Origin of the sequence: Pseudoalteromonas sp. AS71 (assembly GCF_038900275.1) — a bacterium.
Classification (GTDB): Bacteria; Pseudomonadota; Gammaproteobacteria; order Enterobacterales; family Alteromonadaceae; genus Pseudoalteromonas.
Genome location: NZ_JBBMQZ010000020.1, coordinates 1 through 25,724, shown reverse-complemented (window position 1 = coordinate 25,724; position 25,724 = coordinate 1). Strand labels below are relative to the sequence as shown.

28 protein-coding genes are annotated in these 25,724 nt (G+C 39.5%); 15 read left to right on the top strand and 13 right to left on the bottom strand.

Annotated elements, in window-relative coordinates; translation table 11 throughout:
• Positions 1–23: 23 nt before the first annotated feature.
• Entirely contained in the window at positions 24–548 is a 525-nt protein-coding gene (locus tag WNY98_RS15195; RefSeq protein ID WP_342878305.1) for a substrate-binding domain-containing protein, read from the bottom strand.
• A 458-nt stretch (positions 549–1,006) separates the two neighbouring features.
• Here WNY98_RS15195 and WNY98_RS15190 point away from each other — a divergent pair, with 458 nt between their 5' ends.
• The gene (locus WNY98_RS15190; protein ID WP_342878304.1) at positions 1,007–1,678 is read left to right on the top strand and encodes a hypothetical protein; all 672 of its coding nucleotides are present in this window, start codon (positions 1,007–1,009) and stop codon (positions 1,676–1,678) included.
• Positions 1,679–1,940: 262 nt separating this feature from the next.
• Here the strand turns inward: WNY98_RS15190 and WNY98_RS15185 are convergent, their stop codons facing one another.
• Positions 1,941–4,022 (bottom strand): TonB-dependent hemoglobin/transferrin/lactoferrin family receptor, encoded by a 2,082-nt coding sequence (locus tag WNY98_RS15185; RefSeq protein ID WP_342878303.1) that lies wholly within the window; start codon positions 4,020–4,022, stop codon positions 1,941–1,943.
• Between the two features lie 139 nt (positions 4,023–4,161).
• On the opposite strand from WNY98_RS15185, the gene WNY98_RS15180 reads away from it, so the two are divergent.
• The 6 genes from WNY98_RS15180 to azu all read left to right on the top strand — a co-directional run bounded on the left by WNY98_RS15180 (position 4,162) and on the right by azu (position 8,254).
• Entirely contained in the window at positions 4,162–4,971 is an 810-nt protein-coding gene (locus WNY98_RS15180; RefSeq protein ID WP_342878302.1) for an ABC transporter substrate-binding protein, read from the top strand.
• On the top strand, positions 4,968–6,020 hold the full coding sequence (locus WNY98_RS15175; RefSeq protein ID WP_342878301.1) for an iron ABC transporter permease: 1,053 nt from the start codon (positions 4,968–4,970) through the stop codon (positions 6,018–6,020). The genes WNY98_RS15180 and WNY98_RS15175 overlap by 4 nt, the downstream gene beginning before the upstream one ends.
• Complete coding sequence (locus tag WNY98_RS15170; RefSeq protein ID WP_197185239.1) at positions 6,017–6,805, top strand: heme ABC transporter ATP-binding protein; 789 nt, start codon at positions 6,017–6,019, stop codon at positions 6,803–6,805. Before WNY98_RS15175 ends, WNY98_RS15170 begins: the two co-directional genes overlap by 4 nt.
• Complete coding sequence (locus WNY98_RS15165; protein ID WP_342878300.1) at positions 6,802–7,542, top strand: DUF2470 domain-containing protein; 741 nt, start codon at positions 6,802–6,804, stop codon at positions 7,540–7,542. The genes WNY98_RS15170 and WNY98_RS15165 overlap by 4 nt, the downstream gene beginning before the upstream one ends.
• The gene (locus WNY98_RS15160; RefSeq protein WP_342878299.1) at positions 7,539–7,712 is read left to right on the top strand and encodes a hypothetical protein; all 174 of its coding nucleotides are present in this window, start codon (positions 7,539–7,541) and stop codon (positions 7,710–7,712) included. Before WNY98_RS15165 ends, WNY98_RS15160 begins: the two co-directional genes overlap by 4 nt.
• 197 nt (positions 7,713–7,909) lie before the next feature.
• Entirely contained in the window at positions 7,910–8,254 is a 345-nt protein-coding gene (gene azu / locus WNY98_RS15155) for an azurin (protein WP_342878298.1), read from the top strand.
• A 47-nt stretch (positions 8,255–8,301) separates the two neighbouring features.
• On the opposite strand, the gene WNY98_RS15150 is transcribed toward azu, so the two are convergent.
• Entirely contained in the window at positions 8,302–9,234 is a 933-nt protein-coding gene (locus WNY98_RS15150) for a ChaN family lipoprotein (protein ID WP_342878297.1), read from the bottom strand.
• Between the two features lie 277 nt (positions 9,235–9,511).
• Between WNY98_RS15150 and WNY98_RS15145 the strand changes: the two genes are divergently transcribed.
• Together WNY98_RS15145 and WNY98_RS15140 are read left to right on the top strand one after the other, a co-directional pair.
• Positions 9,512–9,847 carry a hypothetical protein gene (locus tag WNY98_RS15145; RefSeq protein ID WP_342878296.1) on the top strand — a complete coding sequence of 112 codons (336 nt, stop codon included), beginning with the start codon at positions 9,512–9,514 and terminating at the stop codon, positions 9,845–9,847.
• An 84-nt stretch (positions 9,848–9,931) separates the two neighbouring features.
• Complete coding sequence (locus WNY98_RS15140; RefSeq protein ID WP_182752528.1) at positions 9,932–10,312, top strand: hypothetical protein; 381 nt, start codon at positions 9,932–9,934, stop codon at positions 10,310–10,312.
• A gap of 226 nt (positions 10,313–10,538) precedes the next feature.
• Here the strand turns inward: WNY98_RS15140 and WNY98_RS15135 are convergent, their stop codons facing one another.
• On the bottom strand, positions 10,539–11,039 hold the full coding sequence (locus WNY98_RS15135; RefSeq protein ID WP_007583656.1) for a lactoylglutathione lyase family protein: 501 nt from the start codon (positions 11,037–11,039) through the stop codon (positions 10,539–10,541).
• Positions 11,040–11,153: 114 nt separating this feature from the next.
• Between WNY98_RS15135 and WNY98_RS15130 the strand changes: the two genes are divergently transcribed.
• The gene (locus tag WNY98_RS15130; RefSeq protein ID WP_342878295.1) at positions 11,154–12,029 is read left to right on the top strand and encodes a LysR family transcriptional regulator; all 876 of its coding nucleotides are present in this window, start codon (positions 11,154–11,156) and stop codon (positions 12,027–12,029) included.
• 60 nt (positions 12,030–12,089) lie between these two features.
• On the opposite strand, the gene WNY98_RS15125 is transcribed toward WNY98_RS15130, so the two are convergent.
• Positions 12,090–12,767: a haloacid dehalogenase type II gene (locus WNY98_RS15125; RefSeq protein ID WP_342878294.1), complete on the bottom strand. Its 678-nt coding sequence runs from the start codon at positions 12,765–12,767 to the stop codon at positions 12,090–12,092.
• Between the two features lie 27 nt (positions 12,768–12,794).
• Positions 12,795–13,106 carry an EthD family reductase gene (locus tag WNY98_RS15120; protein WP_342878293.1) on the bottom strand — a complete coding sequence of 104 codons (312 nt, stop codon included), beginning with the start codon at positions 13,104–13,106 and terminating at the stop codon, positions 12,795–12,797.
• A gap of 222 nt (positions 13,107–13,328) precedes the next feature.
• On the opposite strand from WNY98_RS15120, the gene WNY98_RS15115 reads away from it, so the two are divergent.
• Positions 13,329–13,865, top strand: coding sequence for a redoxin domain-containing protein (locus WNY98_RS15115; RefSeq protein WP_342878292.1), 537 nt, complete (start codon positions 13,329–13,331; stop codon positions 13,863–13,865).
• 176 nt (positions 13,866–14,041) lie between these two features.
• Here the strand turns inward: WNY98_RS15115 and WNY98_RS15110 are convergent, their stop codons facing one another.
• On the bottom strand, positions 14,042–14,677 hold the full coding sequence (locus WNY98_RS15110; RefSeq protein ID WP_342878345.1) for a class III extradiol ring-cleavage dioxygenase: 636 nt from the start codon (positions 14,675–14,677) through the stop codon (positions 14,042–14,044).
• A gap of 243 nt (positions 14,678–14,920) precedes the next feature.
• Here WNY98_RS15110 and WNY98_RS15105 point away from each other — a divergent pair, with 243 nt between their 5' ends.
• Together WNY98_RS15105 and WNY98_RS15100 are read left to right on the top strand one after the other, a co-directional pair.
• Entirely contained in the window at positions 14,921–15,826 is a 906-nt protein-coding gene (locus tag WNY98_RS15105; RefSeq protein WP_170071508.1) for a LysR family transcriptional regulator, read from the top strand.
• A 1-nt stretch (position 15,827) separates the two neighbouring features.
• Positions 15,828–16,775 carry a LysR family transcriptional regulator gene (locus tag WNY98_RS15100; protein WP_342878291.1) on the top strand — a complete coding sequence of 316 codons (948 nt, stop codon included), beginning with the start codon at positions 15,828–15,830 and terminating at the stop codon, positions 16,773–16,775.
• Positions 16,776–16,842: 67 nt separating this feature from the next.
• Here the strand turns inward: WNY98_RS15100 and WNY98_RS15095 are convergent, their stop codons facing one another.
• A complete protein-coding gene (locus WNY98_RS15095) occupies positions 16,843–17,850 on the bottom strand; it encodes a zinc-binding alcohol dehydrogenase family protein (protein ID WP_024600348.1) in 1,008 nt (335 codons plus the stop codon).
• A 121-nt stretch (positions 17,851–17,971) separates the two neighbouring features.
• On the bottom strand, positions 17,972–18,847 hold the full coding sequence (locus WNY98_RS15090) for a LysR family transcriptional regulator (protein ID WP_342878290.1): 876 nt from the start codon (positions 18,845–18,847) through the stop codon (positions 17,972–17,974).
• 90 nt (positions 18,848–18,937) lie between these two features.
• Between WNY98_RS15090 and WNY98_RS15085 the strand changes: the two genes are divergently transcribed.
• Positions 18,938–19,366 carry a PACE efflux transporter gene (locus WNY98_RS15085; RefSeq protein WP_024600346.1) on the top strand — a complete coding sequence of 143 codons (429 nt, stop codon included), beginning with the start codon at positions 18,938–18,940 and terminating at the stop codon, positions 19,364–19,366.
• 773 nt (positions 19,367–20,139) lie between these two features.
• Here the strand turns inward: WNY98_RS15085 and WNY98_RS15080 are convergent.
• Together WNY98_RS15080 and WNY98_RS15075 are read right to left on the bottom strand one after the other, a co-directional pair.
• Entirely contained in the window at positions 20,140–21,306 is a 1,167-nt protein-coding gene (locus WNY98_RS15080; RefSeq protein ID WP_342878289.1) for an aldo/keto reductase, read from the bottom strand.
• Positions 21,307–21,656: 350 nt separating this feature from the next.
• Positions 21,657–22,895, bottom strand: coding sequence for an NADH:flavin oxidoreductase/NADH oxidase family protein (locus WNY98_RS15075; RefSeq protein WP_342878288.1), 1,239 nt, complete (start codon positions 22,893–22,895; stop codon positions 21,657–21,659).
• A gap of 100 nt (positions 22,896–22,995) precedes the next feature.
• Between WNY98_RS15075 and WNY98_RS15070 the strand changes: the two genes are divergently transcribed.
• Positions 22,996–23,403, top strand: a complete 408-nt coding sequence (locus WNY98_RS15070) for a MerR family transcriptional regulator (protein WP_024600343.1) — start codon at positions 22,996–22,998, stop codon at positions 23,401–23,403.
• Between the two features lie 39 nt (positions 23,404–23,442).
• On the opposite strand, the gene WNY98_RS15065 is transcribed toward WNY98_RS15070, so the two are convergent.
• The gene (locus WNY98_RS15065; protein ID WP_024600342.1) at positions 23,443–23,634 is read right to left on the bottom strand and encodes a DUF3185 family protein; all 192 of its coding nucleotides are present in this window, start codon (positions 23,632–23,634) and stop codon (positions 23,443–23,445) included.
• 61 nt (positions 23,635–23,695) lie between these two features.
• The gene (gene rmuC / locus WNY98_RS15060; protein WP_024600341.1) at positions 23,696–25,162 is read right to left on the bottom strand and encodes a DNA recombination protein RmuC; all 1,467 of its coding nucleotides are present in this window, start codon (positions 25,160–25,162) and stop codon (positions 23,696–23,698) included.
• Positions 25,163–25,724 lie beyond the last annotated feature (562 nt).

Genomic DNA, 25,724 nt, shown 5'->3' with positions numbered 1-25,724 from the left:
TTGAACTCAAAGTGATAAATACTTTACAGAGAGTGCATCAGTTTATTAAGCCAGCCATCTGCTGTTGATGGTTTGTAAATCACTACTATGCCTTCGCTGTAGTGACTGTTAACCCCCTTTACAGTTATTTTTGTAAGTGCTAAATCATCAATCACGAAATTTGGTAAATATGCCAACGCCAAGCCACTTTGTATCACCTCTATTAATGCACTGTAATCGCTACATCTAAATACAATATTGCGCGGGGCTATTTCATCTTGCCAGCCGTCGGAGCCAATACCTTGTTCAAGGCCGCACAGTGGTGAAAACAACGGGCATGCAAAAGACAACTGTAGTAATTGGTTTTTATTGAGTGTTAAAAAGCCTTTTTGTACTAGCTGATGTGAAGGAGACGCAGCTACACTAAACTCAGTATTAAATACGTCAACCGCCACTAAATTAGTATGTGAGCTGTTGTTTAATGCCTCGCGAGTAACTAGCGCAATATGCGCCGAACCTGATGCAACTTGGCTTATGGCTTCACCTTCAAATACATTATTAATACGCACCGAGCAAGGCAGGTTACTAAGGGGTGTAAGCAGCTTTTTAACGCCACTTTTGAGTAAAATGGCAGGGCCTGCAATAACCGCATTAAATTTATGATTATCGCTTTTAAAACGGCTAGTAAGCTGCTGGTAATTATGAACTAAATCGCTACTGTGCTTAACAAACTCTTTGCCTTTATCATTGAGTACTAAGGTTTTACCTACACGGTTAAACAGCTCCGTGGCTAAATTTGCCTCAACCTTTTTAGCGTTTTAGACAGCGCACCTGGGGTAATATTAAAGTGCTTAGCGGTTGTATGCAGATTTTGCGAACCCGCCATATGAATTACTTTTTCAATGTCATCTAAATGCATAGCGCCAAACCGTATTAACTAAAAGGAAACAACTAATCACTTATTATCGATTATTTGTATATAAAAATCAGCTTATAGTGGCGCTATATATATTTTTTGAGCACTAACATGAAACACATACTGCTATTTTTTATTTTATTATCGAGTGCAGCGCACGCAAATACACCTCAACACAATTCACACAAAACCCACAGCTATAATGGCTTCCATGGTATGGCGCTTATTTTAGCCGGCGATAAAGTACTTGCCAGCCACATGCCTTTATACGCCCCTCCACACAACTACCAAATAGTGTATGAAGTAACTACGGATGACACCCACTTAAAAACAATCAAAAATATTTTAAATAAAGCAGCAGACGAGCAACGTCAGATCACTATTTTACCAACCAAATTTGACCTAAATTTATTAATAAATAAAAAGACACCCACCTTAAATGTAACTATATTCAATGGCCATTTTGAACGCGGTGGCAACGCACTTTTTACTACAAAGCTAACCTTTAGAAACCCGCTATATGTTGAAAAAATAACGACTAATCAAGCACAAAAAAAAGTGTTTGCATTAATAAAGCTAACAGAGCAGCAAGGTTTAGTAATTCATAAAATACAAAGCAAGCCAAGCTATGACTCGTTAAGCTTAGTACCGCTTACTATGAGTAAATATAACGGGAAATTGAAGTGTGATGCTTCGATAAGCACTGCGCTTAAAAGCAAACTAGAGGCATGTTTTAAAACCGTACCAAGCTATTTAGAAACAAAAGACTTTGCAGTTAATTAATTTATAAAACCAGTGATTTTGGCTTTAAATCGCTGGTTTTATAAAGTGTTGCTTTGTTTTTAGTAAATTTTAAGATGAAATTTTGAGATGACACCCACCGTTAATTTTGTACTTTAGCCATGATGAATTAGGTGGTGCACTTCCAATTAGAATCTAGGAATCAATAAATAAAAAATTAGGTTGGGTGTCATCTTAAAAATAAACTCAACAAACGCTGCAGCTTCATGCAGCGTTTGTTGCTATTTAATTTTCTAGGAGCTAATTAAAACTCATAGCTTATTTTGGCTGAAAAATTACGCCCAGGTTGACTGTATTGGCTAAAATCAGCGCCTTGTGATTGCCCTGCAATTAGCTCAAAGGGTACATATTCTTTATCAAGCAAGTTAAGTACGCCTACATTTAGCTGCCACGCTTGCCACTCGTAATTTGCGTATAAATCAACAATACCGTAGCCATGCCCTTGTGTGGTTTTATCGCCGTTTGCATCAAGCACCACATCCGATTGCGATTTAGCTAAACGCCAAGCCGCAGTCCAATTAATATTACTCTGCTCTGTGGTTAACAATATTGAGCCGTTTAAAGGGCTAATGCTGGTAAGAGGCTGATCGGTTTCTTTGTTTTCACCATCAACGTAAGCAACGTTTGCCTCTAATAGTAAATTTTCAGCGACATACATGGCAATTCCGGCTTCAACACCGCTTATTTGGGTTTCGCTAATGTTTTGATATTGGTACAGCGTTTTGTTTACGCCAGGAATAAACGTTGGCTCAACACCCACTACGGCGGTTTCTATAAAGTCATCGTATGCTGCATAAAAAGCACTTAAGTTTACGCTAATATCGCTGCTGGCGTACCTAAGCCCAAGCTCAAATGAGTCACTGCTTTCTGGGTCTAAATCGGCGTTTGGTAATATTTGATAAAACGGCTCAACGCCGTGGCTTTGATAGGCTTGGTCGTGCGGTGGTATTTTAAAGCCTCGTACGTATTGCCCGTACCACGATAAGTTATCATCCACTTGGTATATAACACCTAGCTTAGGCGAGAAAGCAGATTCGGTAATATCATCAAGCTGCGCATCAGCGTAAAGCTCATCACTTTTAGCTTCTAGGGTGTAGTAATCATATCGCACGCCTGCAATAACCGACCAGGCACTGTTTTTAAACGAAATACTGTCTTGTACATAAGCGCCAATTAAAGAGGTGTCAGCCCCCGGGAATGCTTTTTGTTTTTGGTCTGTAAAATCAACCGTGCCATCAGCTAAAACACGTGTTTTTAAACGTGGGCGAGTGGTGTCGTATAAGTCGATATCAACTCCGTATACCACTTCGTGATCGGTGGTTTCTCCTTTAAGCTCTTTATTAAATATCGCTTTTAAACCTAAAATATTTTGCTCAAAGCGATAGTCGTTATAATCGGTGTAGGTGCTTGCGCCACTAATTTGATCGCTTTGCTGCTCGTAACTACTATAAGACACTTGCCCGTACCATTTATCAAACGCAGCTGTAGCTACCTCTGAATGGTAATCTAGCGCCAGTGACCAACTCGTGTCGTCTTCTTCGGTTTCTTGAATGGCGGGAGTTATTTCTTGCTCAATTGTTTGATTAAAGTAATCAAGGGTGTATTTAAGTGTGCGCTTTTCATCAAGCTGTTGCTCAAATTTAACTAATAAAGCGTCCGACTTTGCATCATAACCGGGTAAGTTTTCGTCGTAATTTTGAACTTCTTCGCTGTCGCGGTGGCTATAAACGGCGCTTACTGCAAAGTCGCCTAAGTCTTTTGCACCGGTAATATCAGCAGCAATTTGGTTACTTTGACCTTGATACCCCAGTGCCATTTTTACATAGCTGCTGTTATCTTTTAAATAATCGCTTGGATCTTTAGTGGTTATAACCACAATGCCACCGAGTGCGTCAGAGCCATATAAAGACGATGCAGCACCTTTGGCTACTTCTACTTGTTTTACGCCTGCTACATCAAAGTAATTGCGGCCAACTAAATAGCCCCCTCCGCCTGCATAGCCATCGTTGGTGCGTCGGCCATCTTTTATAAATACAACACGGTTACCACCAACACCACGTACAGTAAGTGTTTGCGCGCCTGCACCACTGCCTGTGGTTGCAATGCTTGAATCGTATTTAAACATGGTTTGTAAATCTACAGCTAGCTGACGCTCTATGTCTTGCTCGGTAATAACAGTTACTGAGCCTGTTACATCTTTAAGCTTTTGTTCAAAGCGCGAGCCACTCACAACAATATGATCGTCAATTATGTTTTCGGCAAATGCAGTGCCCGATCCGAGTAATAAGGTTGCTAAAGCAGTAAATCTAAACGCAGAGGGATTCATTTCAACTCCAAATGATAATAGTTATTATTTATGACGGAGATGTTACAACTAAGTCAAAATAAGATCAATTAATTATGATAATCATTTTCATTTAGATTTAAGTGGTTATAATAGCCAAAAAATAAAACCGGAGTGTGTAATGAAATACCTATTTATATTGTTTGCTTTAGTCGCTCAACCTGCACTTGCACAGGAGCGCGTTATTAGTGCTGGCGGCACCCTTACAGAAATAATTTATGCGCTGGGCAAACAAAGTACCCTCGTAGCGGTTGATCAATCTAGTATGTACCCACAGCAAGCTACGCAATTACCACAAGTGGGTTATTACCGTGATTTAGCGGCAGAAGGCGTACTGTCAATGCGCCCAACCACCTTGTTAGCGCTTGAAGGAGCAGGGCGAAGCCAAGCACTTAAACAAATTGAGGCAACAGGGGTTAAACTAATTCATTATAAAAAGCCCACCTCAGTTAATGAGCTACTTGAGCTAATTAAACGCCTTGGTACCGATTTAGACGCCAAGCAAAAAGCGCAATCACTTATTACGTACATTACAGACTCACTACCTGAAAAAGCAAAAGCGCAGACACACAGCGCGCTATTTTTACTCTCAGCTAATGAGCGCGGGCTTGTTGCCGCAGGGCAAGAAACCGTCCCTAATTTATTATTTAGCTATGCGGGCATTACTAATATAGCCGCTACACATTCAGGCTTTAAAGTAATCAATACCGAAGTACTTGCTGTAAATCAGCCTGACTTTTTAATTGCGCCAAAGCATGTTGTACAAAGCATTGGCGGCAAGCAGGCTTTTTGTAAGCAACCGAACCTACGCTTATTAAAAGCTGCGCAAAGCTGTAACTTACTTGTTATGGATAGCCTGCTTTCGCTTGGTATGTCGCCACGTATTGCCACAGCAATTAATGAGCTTAACGAGTATAAAACCCGCTTATGAACACCCTAACATTGAGCCGCTTTGTGCCCATAACACTTAGCCAAACTCATAAATGGATGCTATTAGCCTCTGTTTGTATTTTTGCTTTGGCCCTACTAAGCATAGGATACGGCCCTGCAGGATGGGATTGGCGTTTAGCCATTGCTTGGCTTGCGCCCGAGTACTTTAATCAGTTTGATGCACTGCAAATTAATGTAGTAATGCAAATACGTTTGCCGCGTTTTGTGCTTGCTGTATTAGTAGGGTTGGTACTTGCCCAAACAGGGGCGGCAACCCAAGCGCTTTGCCGTAACCCGCTGGCAGATCCATCTATTATTGGTATTAGTGCTGGTGCGGCAATGGTTGCAGTGGCGTTTATTGCACTTAGCGCACAGTTTAATTTTAACGCTCAGTTGTATTTACCTTATGCGTCGTTTTTAGGGGCGCTTGGTGTTACCTCGCTGGTATATTTTATTGCCAAGCAGCAGGGGCAAATTAATATCACCACACTTATATTGGTGGGGGTTGCTATTAACGCGTTAGCATTCGCTGTTATTGGGCTACTGAGTTTTTTTGCCGACGATAGCGCGCTACGATTAATAAATTATTGGACCATGGGATCACTAGGCGGAGCAAGCTGGAGCACGATTATTCAAGCTTTGCCATTACTGCTTATTAGCCTAATTGGCCTGTGGCGGTTAAAAAATCCCATGAACTTACTCCTTATTGGCGAGTCACAAGCTCAGTACCTAGGAGTAGATACCAATAAGCTTAAATTGTATGTAATTATACTCGTTGCATTAGGGGTAGGTGCGGTTGTAGCGCTTACCGGTTTAATAGGGTTTGTTGGCTTGGTAGTCCCGCATATTGCCCGCTTAATGGTAGGGCCACATTTACGTAATATGCTGCCGCTTTGTATGCTAATTGGCGTAGTGGTATTGCTACTTTCTGACTGGCTAGCACGCATTGTGATCATGCCATCAGAGCTACCCATTGGCATTATTACTGCGTTATTGGGTGCGCCATTGTTTATTTATTTAATAGTGAAAAATAAGCGAGGTTGGTCATGATCACGTTTAACAACCTAAGCGTTGGCTTTGATAATCACAGCGTTTTAAACGCTATTAATGGCAGCGCTAAACAAGGGCAACTTGTCGCACTACTTGGTGAAAATGGCGCAGGTAAATCTACCTTGCTGCATACCTTAGCAGGTATGCACTCCTTTACAGGCAGTGTACTTTTTAATGCTAAGCCGCTGGCCTCTCACGCTAAAAAACGCCTTGCAACACAGCGCGCAGTCATGATGCAAGCTAACCACGTAGGGTTTGATTTTAATGTATCTGAGCTTATTGCAATGGGTCGCTATCCGTATGTAGAGTCATTAAAAATGCAAAGCGAAAAAGTACATAAATACGCCGCTATTATGGATTTAAACCAGTATTTAACTCGCCGCGTAAGTGCGCTTTCGGGCGGAGAGCAACAGCGTGTTCATATGGCGCGTACTTTAGCGCAGCTCGATGCCTTTACACAATCGGCTGAGCCAAAACTAATGCTGCTAGACGAGCCTACATCAGCACTTGATATGCGCCACCAACATGCTTTGCTCAGCTGCGTTAAAACCTTTGTAGAGCAGGGCAACAGCGCCATTATTGCAATACACGATCTAAATTTAGCCAGCCTTTATGCAACCGACGCTATTTTACTGCACAACAAAAAAGTGTTGCAAAGTGGGCCTATAAACACCGTATTAACAGAACAAAACTTACAACAAATGTACGCCATGAAACTGCACGTAAACCCTCATCCTTATAACGATGCACCCATGGTTTTTTCTCAACGTCAGGAGTTTTTATGAGAGAGCAAGCATTAAACGATGCACGCACCTTGGTTTACAAAACCAATGCCGGTGTCATGTCGACTATTTCTAATAATTTACGCGGCTACCCGTTTGGCTCAGTAACCCCCTATATGTGCGACGAACAAGGCCGTGTTTACTTTTTTATTAGCGATATAGCCCAGCACACTAAAAATCTAAAGCACGACTCACGTATGAGCCTTACCGTATTTGATGCCGCCGACTACGGCGATCAAAACGAGCATGGGCGAGTAACGCTGGTAGGTGATGGCTCTGTTGTGCCAAGTGAGCAAGCACACACTTTACTTGATAACTATATTGCCCTATACCCCGAAGCCGCTAGCTATCGCAATGCACACGACTTTCAATTATGGCAATTAGACGTGGTACGTGTGCGCTACATTGGCGGTTTTGGCAAAATATTTTGGCTTGAGCAAAACGAATGGCAATACGAGGCAAAAAACTGGGACGAAAGCCAACAGCAAAGCATGATAAGTCACATGAACGACGACCATCAAGATGCTATGTCGCTCATATTAATGCAGCACTACAGCGTAGCTGATAACACCCCAATAATGAGCGGCTTATTACCCACTGGCTTTTATATACAAAGCCAAAAGCGTAATTACTTTATTAACTTTAATACCCAGTGCAACAGCCCGTTAGAGTTTCGTAAAGCGCTGGTTGCGCTAACCAATCAAGCACGCAATAACCTAACAGCAGAGGAAACAGTATGAAAAAATTAACACTCTTACTAAGCACTGCACTACTACTTAGTGCCAATGCGGCATATGCAGATGAATGCACACTCAGCCTAGATGCAGACGACATGATGCAGTTTTCAACTAAAACATTAAGCGCCCCTAAAAGCTGTAAAAAAGTAACCGTAAAGCTTTGGGCGTGTTGAGCTTTGCGGATTGAAATTTGTTCAATCTAGGGGCTATTAAATCGCGGCGCGAGGTTTGTAACCTAGTGGGCTAAGTAAAAATCGAGCAACAAAGAGTTTATCGCCCCTAGGCAGAACCCGAAGGGCAGCGCATGTTTGGCATTTATGCTGCGTTATCGCCTATTTATGTGGAATAACCACACTTCATAGGCTCTGCCTTGCCTAAAAACCAAACACACTGCTGCAAATTCAACCATCAAAGAACAACACGCCCTATCCACGTAGGTAAATTACCCGCCAATGTAATGGGCCATAACTGGGTGCTTGCTAGCGAGCAAAACATGCAAGCTATAATAACCGATGGCAACGCAGCAGGGCTTAGCAACCACTACTTAAAGCCTAACGATACTCGCGTGCTTGCAGCTACAGACATTATTGGCGGTGGTAAATCAACGCAAGTTACCTTTAACACAAGCACTTTAACCGCCGGGACTAATTACACGTATTTTTGCTCTTTCCCTGGGCATTACGCCATGATGAAAGGCACATTTACGCTTAACTAAATATCAAAGGTGTATCGCACTAACACAGTGTAATACACCCAATTTTATTATTGGCAATACGTTTGCTCGCCTCGTTTAGCTAAAGCTTTAAAAGCGGCTTGCTGATGTTCTTTTTGTACATAACGGGGCGGCAAAGGGTTAACTTGCAACTGATACCCTGTTTGGTTAGCTTGCACACTTGTAACCGGCGATATCCACACAACATTTAGCTCTGGCGCTAAACGCTTAATAACGCGCGCTATACCTTCGCCATTTTTCACATGAAAATCGCCCGCTATATGCACTACCTGCGCATCTTTATGATTATTTAAATAGTTAACGATAGACTCTGCCATGGTTTCATCCCAGGTAACTTGCGCAGCATAATAATTTTCGTTTTGACTTGGCGTGCCATGGTGCATTGAGGTCATAAAACGTTGTTTATAATCACTGGGGGACGTATCAATAGCGGCTGCAATGAAGCTCTGCTGTGTTTCATCAAGTTTATCTAGGTAACTTATGCCTTGCCTGCCAATACAGGTGACTATATTTTTAGGGGCATTTGCAGCTACTACATCGCTATTGTTCGTTTTTGCCAGCTCTACCAGCGCACGGTAGTCACTTTTGTAGTTAGGCCACGCTTGGGTGTTATCAATTAAGTATTGCTCGCCAATTTCACCCTTAACGTACTGGTTTAAAGTAAGCTGATCGGCGCGGCTAAATTGCTCAAGCGACAGCGCAGTGCGTTTATTACTTTTGCTTAATTGCTCAAATAACTCAGCCTGAAATAAATGCACGCCCGGATGTGTATGCATTTCACCCACTAAAATCACATCGGCATTTAATAACTTGGGCTCTAATAATACAGAGCTAACAGGCTTTGCTTGTGCATTATAAAGCGCAGTGTAATAAAGCGATGAGCTTTTATTAGGCACCATGGCCGTTGTGCTACAACCACTCAAACCCGTAACTAACGCCAGAGTTAACATAGACTTTTTCATACACACCTTTAAAACCTTTTAATGCAAATAATTATCAATATCATATAATTGTAATACCTATTAAGCCAGCCAAACTGCTGCTTACTTACATAATCAAGGAAATGAGCGAAACGCGCATTTATATGCCTTAACTTTGCTTGTAAATATTAAATAGCTTTTGATAGCAATGCCTTAGGTAATTTGTTAAAACTGTATAAAGTAGAAGCATGAGCGTGACATCGGCAGAAGTATGCTCGATTCGCGGCCTATAAAATTGTTAGATGTTAAATGGAGTTCTATGAAGCATCCACTTTTTAGTGAAAACATGGAAGATGGTTTTAGCCTATTCTTACTAAAATTATCAGAATCAAGAAGCAATCTCTTATTTGGTACCTCAGCTCTTTTGTTATTTATATTTGCAAGTCAAAACACCAGTTTTATGAGTTTCCTTAATGAACACTGGTTTGGTAACATTCTTCAGATTTTATGTGTAATTGGAGCTTTATTAAGTTGGTTTTCAGCACAAGCACATTCATATAAAAATGGACACTTTAAACTAGTAGCTTCCATATTCTTACTTTGGCCCATTAGCTATATATACTTGTTTTATATACAGTTAAATGAAAAGTTATAGCTGGTTGTTTTTGTTCCTAAACCATTTTGGTCAACTATATTTTTCCGCTTATGTAAGCGTTAGGTACTGGAGAAGCTTTAATAGATGGAACCAAATTATTCAGAATATTCTGTTACCGAATTGCAAGAAGCTATTACGTCTATTGATAGGGCTTTGTACCCTGAACGCTTTGAGCTATTAAAAGCCGAACTATTAAATAGAGACGAAGAAGACCATGAAGCTTCTCAATTAGTAAGTCTTTCATCAAAGGACTTACTTATTAAGCTCAGCAATGCATTTTTTGTAATTCCGTTGATGATCTATGTAGGAGTAGATGCACTTAATAGCGGTGAAATACTCCTTAAAGGAGCAGCTATATCAAAAAATGAAAACTTTATATTATTTACATTAAGCGTAATGTTTTGTTTTTTAATCTCAGCGGTACTGACATGTAGCCTGTTTGTGGATAAGAGCAAAAGTTCCTGACAAATACATTATGTTGTTCATAAATTCACTAGGACACAGTTCGATTGGTAGTGCTTTTCTGGAGGTTGATAATATTTTCAACTCAGGGAAAAACATGCTGCACAAGCTAAGCAAAAACAAGTTATAGAGAATAAGAAGACGGTGAAGTGTATTTAAAAACTCTATAACTGAAACAAAAAGGCCGCAGTAATAAATACTGCGGTCTTTGTTTTTAGCTAAGTGCTATTTAATAAGCGCCTGCGCTGTAAATAAGCTCGTAGCTGTGGCTGTAAATTTCAAGGATGTTACCAAACGGGTCTTCCATGTAGATCATGCGGTACGGCTTTTCACCTGGGTAGTAATAACGAGGGGCTTGCATACGTTTTTTACCGCCAGCTTCTACAATACGCTCAGCTAAGCCTTCTACATCGGGGTCTTGAACACAAAAATGAAAGATGCCTGTTTTCCAGTATTCAAAATTGTCTTTTGGGTTTTCTTGGTTTTTAAATTCGAAAATTTCGACACCAATACGATCACCTGTAGATAGATGCGCAATTTTAAATTTTTCCCACTTTTCGCCAAATACTTCTGTGCACATTTCGCCAATTGGGCTTTTGTCTTCGGTAATTAAAGTGGGTTCCATTATTGTGTACCAACCCATAACCTTAGTATAAAACTCGACTGCTTTTTCAACGTCGGGAACCGAAATACCAATGTGCGAAAAACTACGTGGATATGTATGACTCATAATGCTTCCTCTTTAACGTGTGACTTATCTTGTGATTAGTTGATGGAGTTAGTTTACGAATTGACCAATATTAAGTAAAATTATCATTGATCATCATTTTGAGTACGTTTTGTAATGATAAACCCTACATGGTTAAACACGTTTTGCACTTTGGTTGAGGTAAATCATTTTACCAAAACAGCTGAGCGCCTTTATATGACTCAATCTGGTGTAAGTCAGCACATTAAAAAGCTAGAGCAACAAGTTAACTGCGCTTTACTTGAGCGCCATGGTAAGCAGTTTTCGCTCACCCCTCAGGGCCAAAACTTATATCAGCAGGGCAGCCTACTTCTTAAAGATTGGCAATTTTTAGAACAACAATTAAAAGATGATTCGCCGTACAGCGGAGCGGTAAAGATTCAATCTCCGGGCAGTTGTGGTCTAAAGTTTTATAATCAATTATTAGCACTGCAATCTGAGCATAAAGAACTGATTATTGATTACCGCTTTGCGCCCAATGTAAGTGTTGAACAAGCTGTAGCAAATCACAGTGCCGACATCGGGTTTTTAACTCAAGCTCCAACATTTAGCGAACTAACCAGCCATAAAATAAGCCAAGAACCACTACTACTTGTAACGCCTGCAGGTATAAACATGCCTAATTGGCAAACCCTGTGTGAACTAGGGTTTATTGCTCACCCCGATGCAAGCCATCATGCGCAGCTACTACTAAGCGAAAACTACAGTGAGTTTGAGCATATTGACCAAATAAGACGTACGGGATTTTCTAACCAAATTAGTTTAATACTAGAACCTGTAAGCTTAGGGCTAGGTTTTACGGTATTACCTGCTCATGCTGTTGGCGCATTCAATAAACCACAGCTTATAAACACACATCATTTAGAATATCCGGTTAGTGAATCTATTTATGTGTGCCATCACCGAAATAGGCCGTTGGCAAAACGTATGAATACAGTGATTGAGCTAATAAAGGCGGGAGTAAATAGTTAAAACGTAAACCCCCTTTACACTCATGGCACTAAATACCTGAGCAAAAGAGGGAATAGAAAATTAGTTAACGCTTTCTAATTTTGCTTTTAAATCGAGTAAGTCGGTTGCAATAGTATTTGGCTGTATTTCCCAAGGATCGAAAATAGACTCTTCAGATCGTTGAATCCACGCTGCACGCATACCATGCGATATGGCACCGGTTACATCAAACGGGTTACTTGATACAAGCCATGTGTTTGCGCCCATTGAATTTGTTTCGCGTAAAAAGTGACTATAAACCCCAGGGTTTGGTTTAAAAGTTTTAACGTCATCGGCACTTACTACTCCTTCAAAAAGCTCACTAATGCCGGCGGTTTCTAATAAAGTATGAACCGCGTCGGCAGCGCCGTTTGAAAATGCGAACAAACGGTAGTCTTTTGCTTTTAATTGCTCAAGGCCTGCTTTTACATCGTCAAACGCTGGTAGTTTTTTATAAAGCTCTAGCAGTTGCCCTTTTTGATCTTCACTTAGCTCGGTTTTGTGCGCTAAGCAGGCGTAATCAAGTGCATGCTTTGTACATAGCGAAAAAGGAATATAATTTTGCATTAAGCCGCGTCTAAACGAATACTCTAATTGCTTTTCGCGCCATGTATTTGAAAATGCCTGAGCGTTGTCGCCAATCATGTCGTCGAGTAGTGAAAGCACACCATGGGTGTTAATTAGCGTGCCGTATACGTCAAATGCTAGTGTAGTTGCCATATTTGCCTCTTAATTTTAAATATAAATTTATAGCTTAATTTTGCTAATTTGGATTTGTGGCTGCGTGTTTGTAAAGTTAACTAAGTCGGCCAAAATTTTATCGGTATGTGGTGCAAATGAATTTTGAAATGATTCTACCGATTCAAACACAAGATGACCCATTGCTATATATGCAGGCGCTTCGTTTGGCGCACCGCCAGCAAGCCCAGCATCTGCAGAGCCACTAATTAATGCATCCCCTAATAGCTCTGCTATTAAAGGAATATGCACATTACAATAGTAATCAAAATCAAATTGGGCATCATCTGCATTTGGATAAAGAACTGAAACTTTAATCATAATAAAATCCTAACTTTTAGAGAGTGCAAACAGAACACTTAAATTTACCAATTTTTGCATTGGTGTAAGTCATAAGTATGCTTTAGTCAAACATCATAAATCGGTGTAACTGAACTCACTATAAACAAAACTGAACGATTGCTCAATTAATTATTGAACACTCGCTCAAATTCATTTATATTTGCCGCTGAAATCTTATTCTATTATTAATTAAGGCTATTTATGAGCACGCAAAAATTACATCCTGGCGATACATTTCCTCAAGTAAAAGTGACGCTTATTGATGACAGCGAAATTAATTTAGGAAAGTCGGAAAATGGATTACCGTGGCAAGCTATTTTTGTTTACCGTGGTAAACACTGCCCTATTTGTACATCTTTTTTAAATGAGCTAGAAGAAGTTAAGTCGGCACTGGCCGATGCAGGCATAGGTGTAATTGCGGTATCGGGCGACTCTAAAGCACAACTAGAAGAACACATGGCAAGCTTAAATGTTTCGTATCCTACTGCATATGGCTTAACCGAAGAGTCGATGCAAGATCTTGGTTTATATATTTCTAAGCCGCGTTTTGCAAAAGAAACCGATCATAACTTTAGCGAACCGGGCCTATTTGTAGTAAACGAGCACGGTAAATTGCATGTGATTGATATTGCAAATAACCCTGTTAGTCGCCCAAATTTAAAAACGTTGGTAGGTGGACTTACATGGATCCGCGATCCTAAAAATGATTACCCAATTCGCGGTACTTTAAACTATTAAATTTTAATTTAAACACCCTAAGTTCAAGTTTAAGTCTAAGTTTAAGCCTAGAACACCTGAACTTGGGACGTTTATACAACAACGCTTGGCTCTATTATAATGAGTTAAAAAAACTCGCGTTCAGCTTTGAGCAAAACCAACCTCACAACTAACAATCCTCCCATATATACAAACCCTTAAGTAAATTTATAAGCATCAAGCGTTAAAACACCCATTTCGATATCACTAAATATTTTTTCAACTTCATTTGTACCTGCTCCCATAGCCGCAAAAAGTGGTAAAAAGTGCTCTTGGGTAGGATGATTAAATAATACGTGAGGCGCTTGGTTTAAATAATCTAACAACGCGAATGTATTGTGCGCTAAAAGCTTTTGTTCAACCCATTGAGTAAACTCACTAACCATTTGAACGCGATTAGGCGTAGGTGGTTTTTTAAATATTTCGGGTAGGTTATGGCTAATGCCACCTGAGCCAATAACTAATATGTTTTGATCGCGAAGCGGTGCAAGTAACTGCCCGTATTCATACATGGCTTTTGCGCCTAAACGGGTATTAATAGACACCTGAACAATAGGTATATTAGCCGCTGGATACATTAACCGTAGTGGTATCCACACGCCATGATCCCACCCTTGCTTTACATCAAGCACAGCTTTAATACCTTTAGTGCTAAAAAGCTGTGCAATGGTATTGGCAAGTGCGGGCTCACCTGGTGCAGGGTACTGAATTTGATACATGTACGCAGGAAAATTATAAAAATCATGAATAGTCTGCGGTGCATTACCGGCAGTGATCACTATGTCGTGCGTTATCCCATTATTAGCAATATCAAAGTGCGCCGAAAAAATAACAATAGCGCTTGGTGTTTTAAGAGTTTAAATCAGAGGTAACCGATTGCTGTACAGCCATCATTGGCGAGCCGTGAGATATAAATAAAGCGGGCTGAGTCATGCTATTACCTAATTAGTTGATTTTGATATATCAATTTTATTACTTTTTAATTTGGTGATAAATGTGCTATTTATTTATAAATTACAAACAAGATATTGTTAAAAATGGATAAGCTAACCACTATGAAGGCCTTTTTAGCCGTTGTGCAAGAAGGATCGTTTTCAAAAGCTGCCGATAAACTCGATATTTCACCACAGTTAGTCAGCAAGTATATTTCTGCATTGGAAGACAATTTACACACGCGTTTATTGCACCGTACAACGCGAAAAGTAAGTGTTACAGAGGCCGGAAACCAATATTATCAGCGTTGCCAACAGGTCGTTATTGATATTGAAGATATGGAAAACTCACTCAATAACTTAAGCGAAAATGTATCGGGTGTGCTTAGTATTAGTGCGCCAATGTCGTTTGGGGTTAAGCATTTGGCAGGTTTATTAGTTGATTTTCAAAACCAGCATCCAAATTTAAAAATAGATTTACGATTGACCGATCAATTTGTAGATATAGTTGAACAAGGTATTGATATAGCACTGCGTATTGGTACGTTAAAAAGCTCAACATTAATAGCGAAGAAAGTAGCACCTATTCGCTTAGCAATATTTGCATCACCTGCCTATTTAAAGCAAAACGGCACGCCAACCACATTAGAAGCGCTGCAAGAGCATAACTATTTACGTTATGCACACGCCGAGCCCACAAAAAGACTCAAAGGCTATGACGAGCTAAAAAATGAATTAAAACTTGAAAGTAACTTAGTAGCTAATAATGGTGACTTGTTACTAAACACAGCCATTGCAGGAGGCGGTATTACCATGCAGCCTACGTTTATAGCAGGGGAGGCACTGGCTCAAGGTAGGGTAGTACGCATTTTAAAAGACTATGAACCCGAGCCAATGGGGCTTTACATGGTGTATGCAAACAGGCAATTTTTACCCAGTAAAGTACGTGCTTTTGTTGACTTTACCAGTGGCTATTATGGCGATGTTCCTTATTGGGATTTAGGAGAGTGATATGTCGATAACTAATCAATTAACGTTATTTGTAGATGTAGTGCAACAAGGCTCATTTGCCAAAGCCGCAGCACTGCATGATATGGATAATTCGTCGCTGTCTAAACAAATTAAAAAGCTCGAAACCAGTTTAGGTGTGCAATTGCTGAATCGCTCAACGCGCTCGTTTTCGCTTACCTCAGCAGGAGAGGAAATTTTAGCGCAAGCTCATATTCTTATTTATACACTTTCTGATATCCATAGCATAGCCGACTCATATCAGGCAAAGCCGAAAGGGATTTTGCGTATTACCTCAGGTATGTTTTTTGGTCAGCAGTATATTCAGCCCGCTATTAATATATTTATGCAAAAGTATCCTGAGGTAAAAATAACCCTGATGCTTGACGATAAGCGTAACGATATTATTAGCGACCATTACGATTTAGCCTTTAGAATAGGAAAACTAAACGACTCTAATTTAATGGCTAAAAAAATTGCTAATATGCACTTTGCGCTTGTTGCATCACATGATTTTATAAAAAAACATGGAATGCCTACCACACCAGAGGATTTATTAGCTTTACCCGCTATTATCTATGGCAATGGCGATGTAAGTCTCGACCAGGTAAAAATAAGTACTGAGCCTCATGGTGATGAGCAAAAAATATATAAAATGAAAGGAAATTACAAAGTGAGTGACGTACGCGCTATGGTCGATGCAGTAAAAGCAGGGCTTGGGTATGTAATGCTCGATTTATTTAATTTAGAAGAACCTATTGATAAAATGGGCCTTGTGCCGCTTTTAACTAATTATAAACTATCAACTATGGGCACTGGTATTTACGCGCTTTATCCTCATCGTAAACAAACCCCATTGGTAAGTGAGTTTATTAAAACCGTGCAAGAGTATATTGGTACACCGCCATTTTGGGTTGAACATATGCCTAATTACAAAGAGTTATACAAATAACAGATATAAAAAAGCCCCGTTAGGGGTTTTGCTTTGTGTACTCAAAATGTACTTATAGAGTGGTTATTTAAAAACCCTCTAAAACAACCTTACCTTTAGCCGTTTGCGTTTCAAGATGCTGATGCGCTTTACGTAAATTAACAGCGTTAATAGTGCCTAAATGCTCACCAAACGTTGTTTTTATAAGGCCTTCGTCAATCATCGTCGCTACGTTATTTAAAATAACGTGTTGCTCTTGCATATCGTCTGTTTTAAATAATGAACGAGTAAACATAAGTTCCCAATGTACCGACACACATTTGGTTTTGAATGGCACAATATCAAGCGTTTCAGGGTCGTCAATCAGTGCAAACTTACCTTGTGGCTTAATAACTTTAACTATTTCAGGCAAGTGTTGAGCAGTGTTATTTAAGCTAACAACATAATCTACTTCACCTAAGTTTTTAGCTGCAAACTCTTCGCTTAATAAATTACGGTGATTAATAATAGTATCGGCGCCTAAATCCTCTAACCACGATGTGGTTTCGGCGCGAGACGCTGTAGCAATAATTTTAAGCTTAGTGCGCTGCTTTAACAATTGCACCATAATTGAGCCTACACCGCCGGCAGCCCCGATCACTAAAATACTTTTAGAATCATCTTTTTCCGCTACGTTTAATCTATCAAACAACAACTCCCATGCGGTAAGGCTAGTAAGAGGAAGCGCTGCTGCTTCAAAGTTAGATAACGTCGTTGGCATTTTACCTACAATACGCTCATCAACTAATTGAAACTGTGCATTACTGCCTGAACGCGTTACATCGCCGGCATACCAAACTTTGTCGCCAGGTTTAAATAAAGACACATTTTCGCCAACAGATTTAACAATGCCTGTAGCATCAAAACCAAGTACTTTGTATTCGCCTTCTGGCGCAGGCATTGATTCACGAATTTTAAAATCAGCCGGATTAACAGATACTGCTTTTACTTCCACTAAAATATCGTGGCCGTGTGCTGTTGGCATTTCAAGCTCGATGTCTTGAAGTGATAGCTCGTTTGAAATAGGTAAGTTTTGTTGATATCCAATTGCTTTCATGTGTTTTGCCTCTAGTCGTTTAATACGCTGTGTTGATGACGCTATTTTGGCTTTATCAGCGCAGTTAAAAAAGAGGTAAAAAACCCAATCATTATGGAAGTAATATTCCACAATAGAAATTTTATAACAGCCCTCGTAATACACTTCGAAGCGCTTTAAACACTTTTTGATTACTATGCCGCTGATGCTGTAATACATCAACATTAGCCAACCAACCCATTTCTTCAAACTCAAGAGGAAGTTTAACCAGCTCACCACTTTGTACTGCATCTAGAGCTACATGGTTTGGTAATAAGCACCACCCGTTACCTTGTATTGCTAGCTCGAGTAATACAAAGTAATTATCGGCATACCAAATCTCTGGGCTAATTTTTAGCTGAAAGCTGCTTGTTTGTGTATTGCGCGAACGAAGAAGAAGTTGTCGATGTAGCCGAAGGCCATCCATATTTTCACATCTGATCCCCGCTAAAGGGTGCGATTTAGCAACATATAAATCAAATTTTACCGATCCAATACATTCATAGTCTAAGTAACTCGGTATATTTAATTCACTAAAAATAATACCCATTATAGGCTTTTCGCTATTTAGCATGTCAATTATGTCATGGCTCGATGCACTTAAAAACTCAAGCGATACATAAGGATACTTAGTTTGCAGCTTGCTAATAATACTTGCGATAGTTTTAAATGGGATCCCTTCGTCAAGTGCGATAGTGATTTCGGTTGGTGTTTTTTCGTTTAGTGCTAATGCAGAGCTTGTTAATCGCTGGTGTTGATTAAGCACAGCCTTAGCCTGAGGTAGTAACTGTTTACCGGCATCCGTTAATTGTGGATAACGCCCTGTACGCTCAAATAATGTTGTATTACAGTCTATTTCTAAATTAATAATATGCTGACTTACTACCGACTGCGCTTTACTTAAACTACGCGCTGCGGCCGAGAACGATCCAGCCTCAACGGTAGCTACAAATGCCTGAAGTTGTTCAATACTAAACATATCGATTTTACCGATACTAGCTAACTAACATGTATCTTAATAATGAATGAAAATAACCGTCTCGTCATTCACTAAAGAACTTATTTATATATGAACACATTAGAACGTATTTTTCAGGCCCTAATATTTGAGATGATTGCATTATTTATTATTGTTCCTGCATCTGTTTATTTTGGTGGGTTTGCAACAGGAAAAATGGCAATAGTAGGCATTGGTTTATCAATTTTTGCCATGTTGTGGAACTACATTTACAACATAGTGTTTGATAAAATAGCAGGGCATAACCGAAAAGATCGCAGCTTACTAACCCGTGTTACCCATGCATGTGGCTTTGAGCTGGGTATGGTTGTAATAACGCTGCCAATGCTCGCTTGGTATTTAAATATTACATGGCTGGCTGCCGCAGCATTAGAAGCAGGCTTTTTAGTATTTATACTCATTTACACGTATATCTTTAATGTACTGTACGATAAGCATCAGCCATACAAAAAGTGGGTTAATAAATCGCAATGTGCTTGATATTTTAAAGTTTATAAAAGCAAAGTTGTAGAGTATTGCAATCATTTTAGCAAAAGCACAATGGTATAAAAATAATGGTAAATGTGCTTTTTAATTAAATCAGTTAGCAATGCTCAATTGACTAAGTAGTGCTAACTTACTATTTACAGCCTAACTGTAATGGGAGTTTACAGTAACTTTTTGCTTTATATATGTAGCTCTTTTAATTAGTTCCATACGCTCTCGCCAGCAGGATAAAGCGCTGCCTAATACCAAACCGCATAATATCTAATAGGCACGCAATGATGCTTTTAGTCAACCACAATTAAACAATCCTCTTTTAACATATTCACTGCGGTGTTCGTTTTGTTTATAAGGTTACGAGCTGTTATATAAAACATTTTACCGCTTGAGGTAGTGTAATCGGTAGGTTCTTCTATCTATTAGATCTGCGCCTTGTGTCTACTATTTATCGGGAGATACAAGACATAGAGCTTGCTCACGCTAGATGCGCAGCTTCTCATTTATTCGAATGCAGGAGTTAATGAATGTGTGGTTTAATAATTTTTGTAAAAGCGTTGCTTTTAAACGCCTGCAAGCAGCGCGTCTACAGTAAATTTTAACCGCAACGTTAAGTTTTGGCGGTAAATACCATCGCGGCTTTAGCGCAAGAGTGTGTTAATTGGACTTATGCACATGCCCAGCAATCAATACACTTTTAGTAAGCGTTGCTTAAAAAATTAACAATACATTAGCTATAACTAGGTGTGCCAAGTAAATGGCACACCTATTTTTTATGCAGGTATGGGCGCGTTTTCTGCAATAAGCTGTTTAGATTTCAACTCACTCCAAAATTCGCTTGGTATGGTAACTTTCATTGAGGCTACATTAGCTTTAATTTGCTCTGCCGTGCGTGCGCCAGGAATAATTGAGGATACCGTTGAAGGCGCCTCTGCAAACTGCAGTGCAGCTGTTTTAATATCAATCCCGTGTTTAGATGCAACTTCGCTGATTGCGTTAAATTTTTGCTGCATAGGTCCAGGAATTTTAGGTGAGTAATTAAAGCGATTACGCCCAGCTAAAAAACCACCATTAAGCGGAGCACCAATAACCGCCGAAACACCTCGTTTATCAAGCATAGGAAAGGTTTTATCAAGTGCTTGCTTATGATCTAAAATAGAGTACTGCAGCGCTAATAAGCAAATATCGGGGTCTGACATATCAAGCGCTTTATAAATAGCGTGAGGTGTATTTACCCCAAAACCCCAGCCTTTAATTATTCCTTCGTCACGCATTTTAGTCAGCTCAGGAATCGCCCCTTTAGCCGCTTGATCAAAGTACTTAAGCCAGTCGTCTCCCATATCACTATTTTGTGGCGACAAATCGTGAATATAAACAATATCAAGTGAGGCGACACCAATACGCTGTAGCGTATCTTCTATAGAGCGACGTGTACCCGATGCTGAATAATCATATTTATAATGAAAAGGTGAGTGATCAGCCCAGTGCCAGCTATTTTCTAAAGGCTCTGCTGAAGGGGTAAGAAGGCGACCTACTTTTGAGGATAAAACATAATCTTCACGCTTTTTGTTTCGAAGTAAATCACCGAAGCGCCTTTCGCTTAAGCTCAAGCCGTAAAAAGGTGATGTATCAAAATGACGAATACCAGAATCCCATGCGGCGTTTAGCATTGTTAAAATTTCTGTATCGCTTGATATAGTGTTAAAGCCATTCCCAGCGGCAAGGCCACCTAAGCCCATTCTTGCTTCTGGGCGATAATGCTTAGCGTTTGTAACATCATTGGTGGGCAAGACTGCGCTTTTATCGATTGGCCCCTTAGTTGGCATTAGCTGCCCTTGAGACATTTTTACTTTTAATTGCTCAGCCAAAGCTGAAGCACTAAAAATAGAGCCTAAACTTAAAGCAGCGCCTGCTTTAATAAAATTTCTGCGAGATACCATGTAACTATTCTCCTTGAGTAAGGTTAAATATCTACGCTATAACCTAGTATAAATACCAACCAAATTCAAGCGAACGAAAAGCAATAAAAATCAACATTATCAATAAGATGGTTAAATTAACGAGCGCTGAACACGTACTTTAATTAACATTTAGGAATGATTATTTTCTTTACTCGTACAGTACTTTAAAGTGCACAAAATAGTGCACTTTAATAGCTTGATAAAAAAGCAAACTTCCAAATTGGTGCACGCCTTAATACTCATTTATACAACATAAAAATGGTTACATTTATTCATGTGTACAAATTAGTAAACAAAACCTAATAAATAAAAAATATGAATACTAAAGCTTAGTTAATCTCACTAGCAAAGCGTTTTCGGTAACGCTTAGTTAATTTAACCGAACGTAGTTGGTCGCTAATTAAAGTAAATATTGGTGAAGCATTTATTTTTACAGGCTTACCTTCGCCTATACGTCGTATTTGCCTTTTTACCAGTGCCATAGTGGCAAGCCCTGCGAGGGATTTATCTTGCCAAGTAACACTGGGTAATACGGCTAGTTGCAGTGGCTCGTTTTGCCATTTGTTTACTAAATTTGGTTGGTATGCAAGCGCAGTGGCAATACCCACGAGGGCCACTCCACTTTCAATCACGTTGTTGGCTATAGATAAGCGACTAATGCCACCAGTGGTCATTATTGGGATTGATGAGCGGTGGCTAATCGCTTTTGCAAACTCTAAAAAGTATGCTTCGCGGGCAAGTGTGCGTTCGTCACCTGTTTTACCTTGCATGGCAGGTGCTTCGTAACTACCACCCGATAACTCCACAAAATCAACATTGAGTTCATTCAATAAATCCACTACAACTTGCGCGTCATTGGGTTCAAACCCACCTCGCTGAAAATCAGCAGAGTTTAACTTTACCGAAACCGAAAAGGTAGGGGAACAAGTTGCTTTAATACTGCGAGTTATTTCGAGAAGTAAGCGGGCTCTATTTTGTAGGTTGCCACCCCATTTATCGTCGCGCTTATTGGTAAGTGGCGATAAAAACTGAGCAAGTAAATAGCCATGCGCTGCATGTATTTGTACGCCATTAAAACCGGCTTTTTCGGCTTGTAGTGCAGTTTGTGTAAAGCGGGTAATAACATCGTCAATGTCGGTTTGCGTCATCGCCCTTGGTACGCCAAATAAGTGCGAGTGTTTACCCATATTAAGTGCAACACTTGACGCTGATAGAACTTTTCCGCCCATTTTTTTAAATACTTGCCTACCAGGGTGATTAATTTGCATCACTACTTTGCAATTATTTTGCTTTGATAAACGAGCAAGCTCTGCAAAGGCTGTAATATCGGTGCTTTGCTCAAGCACAAGGCCACAAGGGCCTGTCATCGCTAAATGATCAACCATTACATTGCCAGTAATAATTAGCCCTGTACCGCCTTTAGCCCATGCGCTATAAACGTTTTTAAGTGCTTGGGAGGGCGTTTGGTCCTCTTGTGCTAGGTTTTCTTCCATAGCGGCTTTGGCAATACGATTTTTTAATACTAAACCACTTGGCAAGGTAAAGGAGGTAAACACAGGGTTGCGCATAATTATTGGCTAATTAAATTGACATTAAAACAACTATAACCTTAAAGTTAGCTTGAAGGTCAACCTACTAAGTTTATGTAAAGTGGAGTTATTATTAGTTATGAAAATAGGCGAACTTGCAAAACTTACCAACATACCTGCCAGCACTATTCGTTTTTACGAAAGCAAAGGGTTATTAGCACCAACCACTCGCAGTGCTAATGGTTATAGGCTGTACACCCAACAAAACTTAGAAAAACTGCAATTAATTAAATTTTCACAAAGCTTGGGGTTTTCACTCAACGAAATACCTTTATTACGTAACGAAAACGGCGAGCTAAACCACACAGTAATAATCGAACGTTTAGAAAAAAAACAAAAAGAAGCTGACATTTTGATTGAGCAAATGCAGAAAAAATCACAGCGTATTGGCAGTTTAACTGCGCTACTAAACTCTTATTGGGATAAAGGCGAATGCCTGCCAGAAAGTAAATTAAATGAATTACTAAAAATGATGGATTACGAATAAACTAATACAGCTTATTTAGTAAGCTGTATTTTATTTATGTTACTTAAGCTTTTTAATACCAATTAACACACAAACAGCACCGCCAATAAAACCCGCCCATGCTTCTATTGGTGTATCACCACTAAATGCACGGCTTAACTGCGAAGCTGCCGCATCATATACGTCATATCCCCACATAATTAAAGCGATACCTATAACGATTAAAACAATACCTATAATCTTATTATTCATAAACACCTCTGATTTCTAACGTACATTATTTAGCATACTTAAATGAAAACACTTAACAAATTTAATCAAGCTCTAGCTGCGCGCGTTCAACACTTTCATTAGGTAACTCTTTTTGTACCGATACACCAAGCTCTTTAAATTCAGATGCTTGTTTAATTAAATTACCTTTACCACGGTATAACTGCGAGAATGCTTTATCGTAGCTTTCTTTGGCTTTATCAAGCTGCTTACCAACACCTTCCATACTCAATAAAAAGCCATTGAGCTTGTTATAAAAGCGCTCAGCCCGATTTGCAAGCTCTTTTGAATATTTGGTTTGCTCTTCAAAACGCCAAAGCTGTTTCACAATATTTAAACTAGTAAGCAGGGTAGTGGGTGTAGCTACCAGTATATTTTTTTCGATTGCTTGTTGGTAAATATCACTTTGGTATTTAAGTGCTTCTACAAAAGCTGATTCTATTGGTACAAACATAACCACAACTTCTGGCGAGTTAATACCTGGTAAACGGTCGTACGATTTACTCGCAAGCTCATTAATACGCGCTGTAACAGCGTTCACATGCTCTTTAATTGCTTGATTAGCATCTAGCTCATTTTCGGCGTTAACGTAACGGGTATAAGCATTTAGCGATGTTTTAGCATCAATAACTAAGTGGCGACCTTGTGGTAAGTAAACAACTACATCAGGGCGCAAACGACCATCTTCAGTGTTAAACGACACTTCACGCTTATAATCAACACCGGCACGTAAGCCAGCGCTATCTAACACGTTTTCGAGCATGAGTTCGCCCCAATTACCTTGGGTCTTCTTTTGCCCTTGTAGCGCGTTGCTGAGCTTGTCGGCTTGATCTGTTATAGCTTGGCTTTTAGCCTGTAAATGCAGTAATTCGGTTTTGAGCGCAGTACGTTGTTTTATATCTTCAACGTGTATTGACTCCATTTTTTCTCTAAAGCCTTTTAGCTCGCCTTGAACCGGTTTTAATAATTGTTCAATGCTTTCTTGATTTAAGGTTTTAAAGCTTTGTGATTTTTCTTCTAGTATTTTATTGGCTAGGTTTTCAAATTCTTTTTTGAGCATATTTTTACTTTGCTCAATTTGCGCGAGTTGCTCGGTAAAGTTTTGTTGTTTTTGCTCAAGGGTGGTGCGCATATTATTATATTCAACATCGCGTTGATTATATTGCTCACGAAGCGCTGCAAGCTCGCCTTCGGCTTTACGCCAAAAATGATTGTATTGAACGCTTTGTTTTTCTTGTTCGCTAAAACGCGTTTTAAAATGCTGGGCTTCGTCGCGCTGTTCTTGGTGAGTATGCTCTAGCAGTTCGTGATCTTCTTGCAAGGCGCTATATTGCAGCTCTTTATTATCAAATTGATTTTGTAATAGGGAAAGCTGTTGCTGCTGTTCGCTTATTTGTAGATGTAACTTTTTGCGAAGCTGTGTTGATACAACGCCGTAAAATAGGGCGCCTAACGCAACACCAGCACCGGCGCTTAGCCAATCAATATTAGTGAGTACTTGAGTGAGCATAAAATAAACTTATAAAATTTAGAGACATGCCATCATAACCAATAACAGGCAATAGAAGTAGGGGAGCAAAGAAATTACAGACATAAAAAAACCAGCTCAAAATAAGCTGGTAAAAATATTACTAAATTAAGTAATCAAAGGGAAAATCAACATGTGCCTGAGCAAGCTGCAACTTAAATACATAATCACCAAAATAACTAATATTACTGGGTGAGGCTATATAACAACAGGCATTAGAGTAGACCGGAAAACAAAATAATTAATTCAAAATAATTTACAAAAGATTATTTATTTTTATTCAGATTGATTTAAACAAATCAAATTATGGGCATAAAAAAAGCCAGTTCAAAATGAACTGGCTCAATCATTACTAAAATTAGTAATCAAATAAGGGGAAATCAACATAAAACCTGTATTAACTGCAATTAATCAACAAGCATTATAATAGACGCCGCTCTTTGAATTAAGTTCATAAAAAAATAAAATTTTTAAATAAGTGCTGCACGCTAAATTTTGGGCATAAAAAAAGCCAACTCAAAATGGGCTGGCTCAATCATTACTA

Coding starts and splice junctions, on each gene's coding strand:
- WNY98_RS15190 (WP_342878304.1), top strand. CDS start 1,007: ATGAAACACATACTGCTATTTTTTATTTTATTATCGAGTGCAGCGCAC.
- WNY98_RS15185 (WP_342878303.1), bottom strand. CDS start 4,022: ATGAATCCCTCTGCGTTTAGATTTACTGCTTTAGCAACCTTATTACTC.
- WNY98_RS15180 (WP_342878302.1), top strand. CDS start 4,162: ATGAAATACCTATTTATATTGTTTGCTTTAGTCGCTCAACCTGCACTT.
- WNY98_RS15175 (WP_342878301.1), top strand. CDS start 4,968: ATGAACACCCTAACATTGAGCCGCTTTGTGCCCATAACACTTAGCCAA.
- WNY98_RS15170 (WP_197185239.1), top strand. CDS start 6,017: ATGATCACGTTTAACAACCTAAGCGTTGGCTTTGATAATCACAGCGTT.
- WNY98_RS15165 (WP_342878300.1), top strand. CDS start 6,802: ATGAGAGAGCAAGCATTAAACGATGCACGCACCTTGGTTTACAAAACC.
- WNY98_RS15160 (WP_342878299.1), top strand. CDS start 7,539: ATGAAAAAATTAACACTCTTACTAAGCACTGCACTACTACTTAGTGCC.
- WNY98_RS15150 (WP_342878297.1), bottom strand. CDS start 9,234: ATGAAAAAGTCTATGTTAACTCTGGCGTTAGTTACGGGTTTGAGTGGT.
- WNY98_RS15145 (WP_342878296.1), top strand. CDS start 9,512: ATGAAGCATCCACTTTTTAGTGAAAACATGGAAGATGGTTTTAGCCTA.
- WNY98_RS15140 (WP_182752528.1), top strand. CDS start 9,932: ATGGAACCAAATTATTCAGAATATTCTGTTACCGAATTGCAAGAAGCT.
- WNY98_RS15135 (WP_007583656.1), bottom strand. CDS start 11,039: ATGAGTCATACATATCCACGTAGTTTTTCGCACATTGGTATTTCGGTT.
- WNY98_RS15130 (WP_342878295.1), top strand. CDS start 11,154: ATGATAAACCCTACATGGTTAAACACGTTTTGCACTTTGGTTGAGGTA.
- WNY98_RS15125 (WP_342878294.1), bottom strand. CDS start 12,767: ATGGCAACTACACTAGCATTTGACGTATACGGCACGCTAATTAACACC.
- WNY98_RS15120 (WP_342878293.1), bottom strand. CDS start 13,106: ATGATTAAAGTTTCAGTTCTTTATCCAAATGCAGATGATGCCCAATTT.
- WNY98_RS15115 (WP_342878292.1), top strand. CDS start 13,329: ATGAGCACGCAAAAATTACATCCTGGCGATACATTTCCTCAAGTAAAA.
- WNY98_RS15105 (WP_170071508.1), top strand. CDS start 14,921: ATGGATAAGCTAACCACTATGAAGGCCTTTTTAGCCGTTGTGCAAGAA.
- WNY98_RS15100 (WP_342878291.1), top strand. CDS start 15,828: ATGTCGATAACTAATCAATTAACGTTATTTGTAGATGTAGTGCAACAA.
- WNY98_RS15095 (WP_024600348.1), bottom strand. CDS start 17,850: ATGAAAGCAATTGGATATCAACAAAACTTACCTATTTCAAACGAGCTA.
- WNY98_RS15090 (WP_342878290.1), bottom strand. CDS start 18,847: ATGTTTAGTATTGAACAACTTCAGGCATTTGTAGCTACCGTTGAGGCT.
- WNY98_RS15085 (WP_024600346.1), top strand. CDS start 18,938: ATGAACACATTAGAACGTATTTTTCAGGCCCTAATATTTGAGATGATT.
- WNY98_RS15080 (WP_342878289.1), bottom strand. CDS start 21,306: ATGGTATCTCGCAGAAATTTTATTAAAGCAGGCGCTGCTTTAAGTTTA.
- WNY98_RS15075 (WP_342878288.1), bottom strand. CDS start 22,895: ATGCGCAACCCTGTGTTTACCTCCTTTACCTTGCCAAGTGGTTTAGTA.
- WNY98_RS15070 (WP_024600343.1), top strand. CDS start 22,996: ATGAAAATAGGCGAACTTGCAAAACTTACCAACATACCTGCCAGCACT.
- WNY98_RS15065 (WP_024600342.1), bottom strand. CDS start 23,634: ATGAATAATAAGATTATAGGTATTGTTTTAATCGTTATAGGTATCGCT.
- rmuC (WP_024600341.1), bottom strand. CDS start 25,162: ATGCTCACTCAAGTACTCACTAATATTGATTGGCTAAGCGCCGGTGCT.